The 12,284-nt window shown below is 52.0% G+C and carries 8 protein-coding genes; all 8 read left to right on the forward strand.

Going from position 1 to position 12,284, the window contains the following annotated elements; all coding sequences use genetic code 11:
- Nucleotides 1-124: 124 nt before the first annotated feature.
- The 8 genes from AB8516_RS18495 to AB8516_RS18530 all read left to right on the forward strand — a co-directional run bounded on the left by AB8516_RS18495 (nucleotide 125) and on the right by AB8516_RS18530 (nucleotide 12,274).
- Nucleotides 125-1,144: a WD40/YVTN/BNR-like repeat-containing protein gene (locus AB8516_RS18495; protein ID WP_369162658.1), complete on the forward strand. Its 1,020-nt coding sequence runs from the start codon at nucleotides 125-127 to the stop codon at nucleotides 1,142-1,144.
- Entirely contained in the window at nucleotides 1,144-3,513 is a 2,370-nt protein-coding gene (locus tag AB8516_RS18500) for an RND family transporter (protein ID WP_369162659.1), read from the forward strand. Before AB8516_RS18495 ends, AB8516_RS18500 begins: the two co-directional genes overlap by 1 nt.
- Nucleotides 3,514-3,636: 123 nt before the next feature.
- Nucleotides 3,637-5,166: a DUF1302 family protein gene (locus AB8516_RS18505; RefSeq protein ID WP_369162660.1), complete on the forward strand. Its 1,530-nt coding sequence runs from the start codon at nucleotides 3,637-3,639 to the stop codon at nucleotides 5,164-5,166.
- A 37-nt stretch (nucleotides 5,167-5,203) separates the two neighbouring features.
- Nucleotides 5,204-6,505: a DUF1329 domain-containing protein gene (locus AB8516_RS18510; RefSeq protein ID WP_369162661.1), complete on the forward strand. Its 1,302-nt coding sequence runs from the start codon at nucleotides 5,204-5,206 to the stop codon at nucleotides 6,503-6,505.
- A 330-nt stretch (nucleotides 6,506-6,835) separates the two neighbouring features.
- Nucleotides 6,836-7,732, forward strand: a complete 897-nt coding sequence (locus tag AB8516_RS18515; RefSeq protein ID WP_369162662.1) for a xanthine dehydrogenase family protein subunit M — start codon at nucleotides 6,836-6,838, stop codon at nucleotides 7,730-7,732.
- On the forward strand, nucleotides 7,725-8,213 hold the full coding sequence (locus AB8516_RS18520) for a (2Fe-2S)-binding protein (protein ID WP_369162663.1): 489 nt from the start codon (nucleotides 7,725-7,727) through the stop codon (nucleotides 8,211-8,213). Before AB8516_RS18515 ends, AB8516_RS18520 begins: the two co-directional genes overlap by 8 nt.
- Before the next feature lie 4 nt (nucleotides 8,214-8,217).
- Nucleotides 8,218-11,292 (forward strand): molybdopterin cofactor-binding domain-containing protein, encoded by a 3,075-nt coding sequence (locus AB8516_RS18525; protein ID WP_369162664.1) that lies wholly within the window; start codon nucleotides 8,218-8,220, stop codon nucleotides 11,290-11,292.
- 37 nt (nucleotides 11,293-11,329) lie between these two features.
- A complete protein-coding gene (locus AB8516_RS18530) occupies nucleotides 11,330-12,274 on the forward strand; it encodes an AAA family ATPase (protein WP_369162665.1) in 945 nt (314 codons plus the stop codon).
- Nucleotides 12,275-12,284 lie beyond the last annotated feature (10 nt).

A 12,284-nucleotide genomic window follows, 5' to 3' on the forward strand; every position in this document is an offset into this window, starting at 1 on the left:
AAATAGGCGAAAAATCAACTCTCCATAGCCAGGTGGCTTCAGGCACGATAAGGCCCAGATCCTAAGAAATATGATGCAAAAGAAGCTGGCATACATTCTGGAAACTCTATTATCCGCATCTATTGTGATTAGCTTGCTGTGGGTGGCGTTTTATGTCCATCCCAGTGCGGCGGTAAAGGATATCAAACCATCGCCGTTTGGAAAGCGCGAAAATTATTATGGTGTTGCAGCTCCCACCGGGGATGGGAAGTTGATTTGGGCGGTTGGTCGTAAAGGGCGGATTATTCGCACCGATGACGGTGGCAATAATTGGGTGATACAGAGCACGCCGGTTTCACACGTCCATCTTCAGGATATTGATACTTGGGATGAGCGCTCCGCTATTGTAGTGGGTGATCTCGGAGTAGTGATGGTGACCTCGGATAGTGGTGCATCCTGGCAGCGTAAGGAGCTTGAACTGCGTCAATTCGGTGAGCAACTGATGCGTGTCGCAGTGGATGAATCCGATGGCCGGGCCTGGATAGTTGGCGCCATGGGCAGTGTCTTTATCAGTGATGATCGCGGTGAGACTTGGCATATCACCCATCCGGAAGAGGATCTCTCTTGGAACAGTGTCTCAATCTCACCAGACGGTACGGTTTGGCTGGTCGGTGAATTTGGTCGTGTCAGTAGATCCGACGACGGCGGCACCAGTTGGCAGCAGATAGAGGCAGGTGCCGAGCAAAGCCTGATGGATATCACTTTCAGTGATAGCAATCTCGGCATTGCGGTCGGGCTTGCCGGAACCCTGTTACTGACCGAAGACGGCGGCGAAACATGGTCGTCAATACCCGATATCACGACTAATCACATTTACGATGTGTCCTGGGACGGGCAACGGTTTGTCGCCGTAGGTGATGGTGGAATCCTGCTGACATCAGATGCCGGTGGAGGTGACTGGCACGCAGGTAAACTGGGACCTGACAATTCACTCTGGTATACCGCGGTTGTTCCACTGAGTAATGGTTTATCGGATAGAGAATATCTTGCAGCCGGAGCCAATCTCGGCATCCATCAAAATGAACAGTGGATTCCTTATACGCATATGAAAAGAAAGCCTGAGGAGAGTGCCGATGCTGCGCAACAATCGAGGGCTACACTGTGATGGATCACTTTACCCAACTCGTGCTTCGTCATCGGTTGATCCTGGTAAGCCTGATCGGATTCATTTCATTGGTGTTGGGTTACTACGCCTGGCAGGTGGAAATTCGAACTATCTTCACTGATCTGCAACCCGCAAATCATCCTTATGTCCAGACCAACGACAAATATAAAAAGGCGTTTGGTGGCGTCAATGTCGTTAGCATTATGGTTGAGGTGGAACAGGGTGATATTTTTCAGCTTGAAGTGTTGGAGACGATCCAGGCATTGCAGAAGGGTTTGCAGCACATCGATGCGGTCAATCAATTTCAGATTATATCCCTGGCCAGCAAGAAGCTGAAAAGCGTTGCTGCAACTTCAGAGGGTTTCTTTGCAGAACCGCTTATGTGGCCTGGTATCCCGAAGACGCAGGCGGAGATCGATGCACTGCGCACTGCCACGGCGAATAATCCGATGGCCAGTGGAAACTTCGTTTCCTTTGATCTGAAAGCGGCACTGGTTACAGTGGACTTCATTGACCGGTTGATCGATTACGACAAAGTATATCCTCAGCTCAAAGAGCTCATAGCGAAGGTGCAGAAACCCGGCATGAAGATCAGTTTGGTGGGTCAGCCGGTTTTGGCGGGTATCGTAATTGAGCATTTGCCGGAAACCTTCAGCATAGTAATCGCTATCGTGGTGGCCATACTGGTAATCCTTCTACTGGCCAAGGGTACGATACGCGGTATGTTGTTGCCCTTGCTGTCAGCAACGATTTCGTGTGCCTGGGCGTTGGGTATTGTTCACCTTTTAGGGGTTAATCTCGATCCTTTGGCAGTGGTCATTACCTTTCTGATATCAGCGCGTGCGGTATCCCACGCAGTACAATTGATATTGGCATTCGACGCTGAACGGGCTGTTAACCACGAATTGAGCGCGCGTGATGCGGCGCGCATTTCACTGCGCAAACTTTTTCGTCCAGGCTTATTGGGGCTGGCAACCGATGCCGGGGCGATGGCAGTGGTTGCCTTGACGCCGATCCCCTTGTTGCAAAAGGCAGCGTTGATTGGAGCACTTTGGCTTGGCGCAATGGTGATCTGTACCATTATCCTGGTGCCTGTTCTACTATCCTGGACCCGGGTTCACCACGAGCATCGTATTCTTCCGTTTCGCATGGACCCTGTTTTTAATGGAATACTGGAGGCCTGTTCCAAACTGGCTACTGAAAAGCGTCACGCGACCACAGTGGTAATAGTTGCTTTGATGATTTTGGTTGGTTCCGGGTTTCTCGCCAAAGACATCACCATTGGCGATGCCAATCCGGGCTCTCCGATACTCTGGCCGGAATCCGCTTACAATCAAAATGACGCCTCGATCAATGAACGGTTCCCTGGAAGCGACCGTATGTTTCTGGTTGTGGCAGGTAAAGAAAACGATGTCCTGAAAAATCCTGGTGTACTGGATAATATCTCCCGTTTTCAGCAGTACATCGAAGCCCAGCCGGAAGTTGGCGGAACCATGTCCCTGGCCGATGTGATACGCCCGGTCAATATGCTGATGCGTGAAGGCAATCCACGTTTCTATTCCGTCGCATATGATCAGAACTTCAACGCCGAGTTACTGTTTTTGGCCATGGCGGGATCGGATCCGGGTGATGTCGACCGCTTCACGGACTACAAGTTTCGCAATGGTGCGATCCAGATGAATTTCAGGGATCACAAGGGCGATACCATTCGCACCGCCATCCAGGCCATCAAAGATTATGCGCAACTCAATCCCATGGAAAAAGCCAGCTTCGAACTGGCCGGTGGATTGATCGGTGTATTAGCGGCGGTGAATGAGGTGATTTTTTCCGGTCAATTACAAAGCATTGCCCTGGCCTTGCTTATTCTCTTTATCTTCTGTGCCATAGCTTACAAATCACCGCAAGCAGGCTTGTTTTTTCTGCCACTGGTGCTGCTTTCCAATACCATTACCTTTGCATTCATGGCATGGCACGGAATTGGGCTGAATATCAATACACTCCCGGTGGCGGCTCTTGGTATCGGGCTGGGTGTGGATTATGCGTTTTATATTGCTGACCGTGTAAAGGAACGCTTTGAGGGCGGTGCTGATCTTGCTGAGAGTATACATTTCGCACTGAGCCGTGCAGGACGCGGAGTAATTGTCACCGCGTTAACCATGGTTGTATCCGTCATCCTTTGGTTCTTTTTATCTTCATTACGTTTTCAGGCGGAGATGGGCATGCTGATTGCCTTATGGATGACTGTCTCGGCAATCACCGCTCTTATCGTGATTCCATCCATGATCCATCTTTTTAAACCGAGTTTTCTTGTGGGGAGCAGCACCCAAAACACACACCATCAATCGAATGTACTGTTCATGAGCAGATAACAAAGAGACCAAATCTTCACAAGAATGGGCTTGATATTCGATGGCGGATTATTTGACTAAAAAAGCTGACCGGGAGGTGTCGCCAAATCGGCATCACTTGTACCAACTTGAGAGAGGAGCGACATGAATAAACTAATAAGTAGAGGAGGATCGGCGGCAATTGCTTCAACACTGGCTTTCACCAGTATGACGGTAAGCGCCTTTGAAGTGGGTTCTTTGACTGTCAATGGTTATCTGCGGCAGTACATCAGTGTCAACCTGGAGGATCAGCCGGAAACCACCGATGATGATGCCTGGGAAACCCAGATGCTTCGAACATCGCTGTTTCTTGATGCCACTCTGCCGACAGGTCCGCTCAATTGGACCGGTCGTTTTCGGTTTTCAAAAGATGTTCAAACAGATTATGAAGATGATCTCGAAAACCTGACTGACTTGGGCGGTGGATTCAACAAAGCGGATTTTAAGGATGAATACGACGAGACCGAGCTCAAGGATGTGACAAGGGAACTGTTCTTCGATTGGGAGGTTAACGACCGTCTCAGTCTAAGAGTCGGAAAGCAGCAGGTTGTGTGGGGTGAGACCGACTTTTTTCATGCTACTGATGTCATTCATGGCTACGATTTCCGCTGGCGCTCTTTCCTGGTGCCGGAAAACCAGGATGTACGCAAGCCACTGGGTTTGATCGTTGCGAATCTACTGGTGCCTGAAGCCAGCGGTGAGCTGCAACTGGTTTATCGACCCGGCTGGGACGATGACGACGATGTGGGTAACCATATTCCTGCCTTCGGTGGCCGGTGGTCCCTGAACCGTAATAAGGGCTTCAATCTGATTGGCTCAGCGCCATTCGATTATCACCACGAAGAAGGCGATGTGGATGATGCGCATTACGGCGCACGCTGGTCAGGGAGCCTGGGTGAAGACGATGCTGTCAATTACTCGGTAAGCTACTACCACGGCCAGACCGGCTTTCAACAGGATCCGATCCTGGTTTGCAGCGATCAGTCGGCCTTCGGCACAGCAGCATGTACCGGACCTTTTAACGGCTTGGCTTTTATCCTGCCGGAAACGGACACCATTGGCGCCAGCGCCTCGGGTTATATGGCGGGTATAGATACAGTGTGGCGGGCTGAATTCGCCTATTCGCCAGACCGACCCTTGGGTACCGCCTTTGGTGAGATTGTAGAGATCGATGCTTGGAATTTCGTCTTTGGGATCGATAAGACACTGCGTTTGCAGAATGCGTTGGGTACCAGCAGCCCCAGTCTGTTTACCGTGCAAGTATTCGACTGGTATCTGCCCGATGTGGACGACGAACCGACAGCAGCGGCTGGTGGCGATGTAGTCATGAATTTTATCGGTTCAGGTAAATACGATGAACATAATGTCATCGCTTCAGCAATTCTAAACCTACCTTATGCCGGTGATCGCTGGACTGTCAGTTTGGTTGGTCTGGCGGATCTGACCAATGGTGGAGGTGCATTTATTCCAGCGGTCGAATGGGCGCCTGGTCCCAAATGGCGAATCAAACTCGAAGCTGACATCTTTTTCGGTGGCGATACTCAGACACCAGGTGGATTTCCGCCGGATGCCAGTGTATTCGGTGCTTTCGAGAACATGGATCAACTACTGCTGCGGGCGAGTTACCAGTTCTGACAGTGGGTTAAAAAAGATACTGAGGAGGATAAAGATTATGATCAACAGCGAGAAAAACCTGCTGAGATCGATAGTGGTAGGACTGGTTTTTTCACTGTCAACGACATCGGCCAGTGCTGAAGTTGCCGAAGGTACGGTGCTTAGCAAGAGTAATATTGATCAACTCTATGAAGATAGCTTTGACGGTCATAAGATAAAGGATCTTTTGACCGAGAAAATGGAGATGATGATTCGGGATTTTGGTATGGTCATGCGTCTCGAAAAATCGACAGATGTTAAATTTCCCAGCCATTATTGGGAGGCCAGCAAGGCAAATCAGGGTAAGGCGACATTGAGTGCTGATGGTAAGACAGTGGAAGGCTTTGTGGCCGGTATCCCCTTTGCAGATATAACCGAGGACGACCCGATGGCCGGCTGGAAGCTGGAGTGGAACCATTTCTATGCCAACCCTCTGATTGGTGACAGTTGGGCTGCCTCCGGAGATGTCTGGGTGACCACTAACGAGGGTGGTGTCATAGACAATTTTAAAGCGGTTAGCGCTAAGGCGATTATGGAAGGACGCACTGAGGGAGAAGCAAAAATTGCCGGTGACAATGATCATGCCAGTTACCTGCTGGTGTTGACTGAACCCTATGATGCGAAGGGATTGGGTGTATTTACCAAGCAGTACAATAATGGCAAACTGGATGACGGTTGGGTTTACATCAAAAACCTTCGCCGTACCCGCCGTACCGCTGGCGGTAAGGCCTGGATGGACCCGCAACCGAAAATGGATCTGCTCAATGACGACAATCAGACAGTCTTGGGCTTTCCCGCTTTCTATCAGGACTTCAAGCTGATTGGGAAGCGTTGGATCCTGGCTGTGGTGAATGCGCCGGATCCAAATGTCGCACATGATCCCAAGGATTTCATCGATCTTGATAATCCACCCCATTGGGTGCCGACAACGGACGCCAATCCATGGCAGCCCCGTGAGGTTTGGGTTGTTGAAGGAATACCACCGGAAGAACATCCTTATGGTAAAAAAGTGATGTATATGGATGTCAATTTTCCGATGTACTATCTGGCGGAAATCTATGACAAGAAGGGAGATTTCTGGCGCATCTGGCGGCAATCCTATTCACCCAGCAAGACGGCAAGTGGTGAACCGACCCTGGCCTTTATCATGACCCAGGCTATCGACTTTCAACGCCAGCGGGCTACCTTCATTAACATCGAGCATATGTTCACCAACTGGCTTGAGCAGAAATGGTTTAATCAATCGGTGTTGCAAAAGGCTGCTTCCGGTGCCTTTCAAAAGGAGCTTGACTCAGTCCGGCAGCGCTACCTTAAAAACTAGGATGCGTTGCTGAAGGTGCGCAATTGTTCGACTGTTTACGTGTCAAATATTGCGAATGATGAGCACAAAAAAAGGGCAAGGATGCCCTCAAAGCAATCACCAAAGTTTAGCTCGGATCTGTGCGGTTTTTCTATTGAATTTGAGACTAGACAAAGTCGGAGTAGAGCGCTTCGCAATGCTAGATATGGGTGGTTGATGATAGGAGTCGTGAAGCTTGGGAATAGTTTCACACCTCGGCTTGTATAATTTTGCTGATGTTTAAGTAGGGTCGCCGGAATAACCGGCATTGTGGCTCAGACTGATATTCAGCACCCGAACACGGGGAAGATCATGTATCCAGCACCATTTCGTTACCATCGTCCCGCATCTCTGAGCGAGGCTGTGGAAATGCTAACCGGACTCGGAGAGACTGCCAAGCCGCTTGCGGGTGGGCAGACCCTCATACCTATCCTCAAACTCCGTATGGATGAACCGTCGGACCTGGTGGATATCGCACGCTTACCGGCACTCCACTATTTGGACAATGCAGATGGTGTCATACGCATTGGCGCACTGGCCACACATGGACGTATTGGCAAGTCAGAGCTTTCTAAGGCGGTCCCGATACTTGGCGATTGTGCAAACGGCATTGCTGATGCGCAAGTCCGCTCCAAGGGAACCATTGGTGGTTCGGTAAGCGCCGCAGATCCCAGTTGTGACTGGCCTGCATTACTTCATGTGCTCAATGCAGAGATTGTCTGCCAGGGTGAGAAAGGGAGTCGTACCGTGTCGATTCGGGAATTTATCCAGGATTCCTACACCACGGCTCTAGTCGGCGGGGAACTGGTGACTGAAATACGTTTCAAAGCACCGCCGCCCAACAGTGGTGGTGCGTACATCGGGTTCAAAAAAGCGGCACCAGCCTATCCGGCCGCGTCTGCCGGTGTCCAGCTGACTCTCGCGGAAGGCAATGTATGTCAGGAAGCCAGTTTTGTTTTGGGTGCGGCAGGGCCGCGGCCTGTTGTATCGGCCGAGGCGGAAAGTCTGCTTCGCGACAAAACACTGAGTGCCGATCTGCTCAAACAGGCAGCCGAAATTCTGTTGGAGGCCTCCGATCCGCCTGCCGATTCCAGGGGATCGGCCGAGTTCAAGCGGGCTATGCTGCAGTCGATCTTTATGAAGGCCGCGTTTCGCGCCATTGAGCGTGCCGGTGGAGAACTTATCGAAGGGGGACCTGAGTATGTCTGATGAGGCGCAAACTGTATCGGTTGAGATCAGTATCAATGGTTGTCGCTATCAACGTGAAGTTGAGCCGCGCTTGCTGCTGGTGGAATTTATCCGAGAAGAGGTGGGACTTACCGGCACCCATATCGGTTGTGATACCAGTTATTGTGGTGCCTGCACGGTGATTCTGGATGGCGAACCGATAAAGTCGTGCACACTGTTTGCGGTACAGGCGGACGGCGGAGAGGTGGTTACGGTAGAGGGATTGGAGCAGGGTGAGGCGCTACACCCGATACAACAGGCGTTCTCGCAGCATCATGGCTTGCAGTGCGGTTTTTGCACGCCGGGTATGCTGATGTCTTCACTGGCGTTACTGGCAGAGAACCCGGCGCCATCCGAGAAGCAGATCCGCAAACAGTTGGGTGGGAACCTGTGTCGTTGTACGGGTTACCAAAATATCATAAAGGCGGTGCAAGCCGCTGCAAAAGATATGCAGGAGGGTTAGCTCCATGGAGATGAAATTCGATGGCAGCTTTGATGTCAACCTGCCCAGAAAAGAAGTCTTTGAGATTCTGTCCGATCCGAATAAATTCGCCCCGATGCTGCCCACTTTTCACAGCATGGAAATGAAGGACGATCGTACAGCCTTGGTGCGCATCAAGGTGGGTATCGGCAGGATCAGCGGCACAGCATCCACGGAATTGACCTTGGAGGAGGCAGATGCGCCCGTACGAGCGCGATATGTCGGAAGGGGTAAGGTCATGCAGGGTGCGTATCAGATGATTTCCGCCTTCGATCTGGAGGAGATACCGAATGGCGGTACCCGAATCAACTGGATGGGAGAGACTCAACTGGTCGGCAAGATTCTCTCCCTGGCCGGTGGTGGCCTGAGGGGTTATGCGGAGAAAGAGATCAATCGATTGATCAGCAGTCTTCAGGAAGGTTTAACACCGGGTGTCGAGCTGCCCAAGGCGAAGCCCAAGCGTGAAGGCTGGTTGGCCCGCTCCATTCGCAAACTGCGTCATCATGACGATGAGCCCCAAGCGGTTGAAGAGAAGGGAGAGCTCCCTGTCGCACAGGCGGAAGAAACGTTTGCATTACAGCCCAGGGAGGTGCAGGAGATACAGCAGCAGGCAAGAGAACGAATAACGCGCGCGCTTCAGGCCAACTGTCAACAACAGCCCCTGAGCCGAAAGGAGGATGGTCGTCTGATTCGTGGACGCGGGCTTTTCGTTGACGACTATAAACCGGCTGGCACGCTGCATATGGCGTTGGTTCGTTCACCTTATGCCCATGCCAGGATTAAGCATATCGATACATCGGCCGCTGAGGCATTGCCCGGGGTGATCTGCACCCTGAGCGGGGATGAGATAAGCAAGCAGTGTCAGCCCTTTCTGCAAATCGGTCCGGAGCCCTGTAGCGCGATCAAGGACTATCCTCTGGCCGTCGGAAAGGTGCGCTATCAAGGGGACCCGGTAGTCGCCGTCGTCGCAGAGTCACTTCGCCTGGCTCAGGATGCGGTTCAGTTGGTGGAAGTGGAATATGAGACCCTCGATGTCATCATTACCTGCGAGCAAGCGCTGCAGGACGAAGTGCTGGTACATGAGGATATGGGCACCAACATAGATTGGCAGGGTGTCTACGAGTACGGCGACCTGGACAAGGCGTTTTCCGAAGCCGCCCATGTCGTCAAGATCGATAAACTGCACTTTCATCGTTTCGGCAGTACGGCGGTGGAACCCAATGCGGTTGTTGCAACCTGGGATGACAGTCTGGGCGGCATTGACTATCTGGCCAATACCATCATGACAATACCGATCACCATGATCAGCATGGCGCTGGGCGTCAGTGCAGACCACATCCGTCTTCGCACCCACGATATCGGCGGATCGTTTGGCAATAAGATCGGCAACTATCCCTACATGGCGCTGGCCGCGCTGGCATCCCGCAAGACCGGCGGACGTCCTGTTAAGTGGGTTGAGACGCGCAGTGAGCATATGCAGGCCGGGAGTCAAGGCAGTGAACGGAGCTATTTCGATACCGAAGTGGCGCTTGACGAGAACGGCGTGATTACCGCGATCAAGTCCCGTCACGTGGATGATTGTGGCGCCTATCCCAGATACGAGCCCCTTGGCTGCGTGATATGGTCCCAGGTATTGCCGGCGGCCTATAAGCTGCGCAATATGCGTATCGACTTCTCCCAGGTGGTAACCAACAAGGGTCCCGCAGCGCCTAACCGGGGTTATTCCCGACTGCCCCATATGTGGTTTATGGAACGGGTGGTCGACATCTGTGCACATAAGCTGAATATTCCCGCCGATGAAATGCGTTTACGCAATTACATCAGGGAATTCCCATACGAGACGCCGAATGGCTGTGTTTACGATTCAGGGGATTTTGTCGCACTGCTCAACAAAGCCAAAGATCTGATCGGCTGGGATAAGTGGCGGCAGAAGCAAGCAAAGGCCAGACAGGAGGGATGCCTGATTGGAATTGGCATCGGAACCACGTTGGACTCGGGAACCAATAATTTCGGCCAATCGGTTATCGTCAATCCCGAATCACCATTTTCTGGCAATGCAGTGCCGGCGATGATCAAGCTCGATATCGACGGTTCGGTCAGTGTGGCGGTCGGCAGCTTTCCTCATGGACAGGGGCACGAAACCGTGGTTTCCCAGGTGGTGGCGGAAGAGCTCGGCATTATCCCGGAAATGGTCAACGTGGCGGTTGGTTTCGATACCGCGCGTAACGTCCACTCGGGTCAATGCGGCACCTATGCCAGTCAGTTCGCAGTAACAGGCTTGTCTGCCGTGCATGGCGCCACGGAGATGCTTAAGAAGGAACTGAAGGAACTGGCTGCGTTCTCATTGGAGGCCGCCGAGGATGATCTGGAGTTTGGTCTGGGCGATATGGGGCCGGAGGTAAGGGTAAAGGGTACCGACCGGGGAATTAACTTCTGGGCACTATCAAATCTTGTGAATGCCAACAGTGCCCGCCTTCCACAAGCTTTGCGCAGTCTCAACCTCAACTGTCGTTATACCTATCGACCACCTTTCGAGGTGCCTGATCCGAAGTCCAAGTTCGGTAACCTGACACTGACCTATGCGATGCAGACCCATTTGGCGGTTGTGGAAATCGATCCCGCAACCGGGCAGGTAAAAATACTGGATTACGGCATTGTCGACGATTGCGGCAAGATGATTAATCCGATGATTGTGGAGGGCCAGTTGCATGGTGGCGCTGCCCATGGGTTAGGCGCGGCATTGCTCGAGAACCTGCCCTATGATGAGAGCGGTAATGTACTGGCCGGATCCTTTACCGACTATGCGCCGATCACCATCAACAATGTCCCCGAACTGAAACTCGACCATATGGAATCACCCTCGCCATTCAGTTACAACGGTGCAAAAGGTATGGGCGAAGGGGGCGGAGCGCCTCTCCATGCGATCTCATCAGCGGTACAGGATGCATTGATCGACAAGGGTATCGTCGTGCGCGGATCTCACTGTTCGCCGAATATGATCTTCGAGATGTTGCAAAATCCCGATGGCGATCAGGTTGTGACAGTGGAGCGGCGGGCTTGATTTCCCTGTATGGCCATGACGCCATGGTGTCACTGATATGAGTGGACATCAGCCTGCGGCGCATCAGTTTGATTCCATAGAAGCGGTGGAAGCCCGCTTTGCGGAACAGGGCTACGTGACTGATCGCATGTTGGCCACAACGGTCTACCTGGCCGTGTCATTGGGTAAGCCTGTTTTTCTCGAGGGTGAGCCCGGGGTAGGTAAAACGGAGGTGGCCAAGGTTATTGCCGGTACGCTGAACACTGAGCTGATTCGCTTACAGTGTTATGAAGGACTTGATACGGCCCATGCACTGTATGAATGGAACTACCCGCGCCAGCTTCTTGAGCTTCGCTTACAGGAGGCCAGAGGGCTGAACCAGGAAGAGATTGGGCGTAATCTTTTCAGCGAAGAATTTTTATTGAAGAGACCCCTGCTGCGGGCGATCCAGAATGACGGTGTACAGACGCCTGTGTTGCTGATCGATGAGATAGACCGTTCCGATGAAGAGTTCGAAGCGTTTCTGTTGGAAGTGCTTTCCGATTTTCAGATCACGATCCCTGAGATTGGTACCATCGAGGCCCGTTGCCGTCCGGTTGTAGTGCTTACCTCGAATCGAACACGCGAACTTCACGATGCCCTGAAACGACGTTGTCTTTATCATTGGATCGATTACCCAAACTTTAGTAAAGAGGTACAGATCATTACAACGAGAGTGCCAGGCATAGAACCCAGGTTATCCGCGCAGATCTGTCGCTTCATGGAGCTGTTGCGTGACAAGGATTTTTATAAACGGCCCGGTATTGCAGAAACTATTGACTGGGCGAGTGCCTTATTGTCACTGAAAGTGACCGATCTTGATCATGCCTCCGCAGAAGCGACATTGGGCTGCATACTCAAATATAGGGGGGATATCGAAAAACTCAGAGCGTTGGGGATCGAAGACCTGGTGCAACAGGCCCGGGTCGTGAGTCACTATGAAGCCGTTTCATCAGGCACCTGACAGGTGATAG

Source organism: Candidatus Thiodiazotropha sp. LNASS1, assembly GCF_964212655.1.
Lineage (GTDB): Bacteria > Pseudomonadota > Gammaproteobacteria > Chromatiales > Chromatiaceae > Thiodiazotropha.

Coding starts and splice junctions, on each gene's coding strand:
- AB8516_RS18500 (WP_369162659.1), top strand. CDS start 1,144: ATGGATCACTTTACCCAACTCGTGCTTCGTCATCGGTTGATCCTGGTA.
- AB8516_RS18505 (WP_369162660.1), top strand. CDS start 3,637: ATGAATAAACTAATAAGTAGAGGAGGATCGGCGGCAATTGCTTCAACA.
- AB8516_RS18510 (WP_369162661.1), top strand. CDS start 5,204: ATGATCAACAGCGAGAAAAACCTGCTGAGATCGATAGTGGTAGGACTG.
- AB8516_RS18515 (WP_369162662.1), top strand. CDS start 6,836: ATGTATCCAGCACCATTTCGTTACCATCGTCCCGCATCTCTGAGCGAG.
- AB8516_RS18520 (WP_369162663.1), top strand. CDS start 7,725: ATGTCTGATGAGGCGCAAACTGTATCGGTTGAGATCAGTATCAATGGT.
- AB8516_RS18525 (WP_369162664.1), top strand. CDS start 8,218: ATGGAGATGAAATTCGATGGCAGCTTTGATGTCAACCTGCCCAGAAAA.
- AB8516_RS18530 (WP_369162665.1), top strand. CDS start 11,330: ATGAGTGGACATCAGCCTGCGGCGCATCAGTTTGATTCCATAGAAGCG.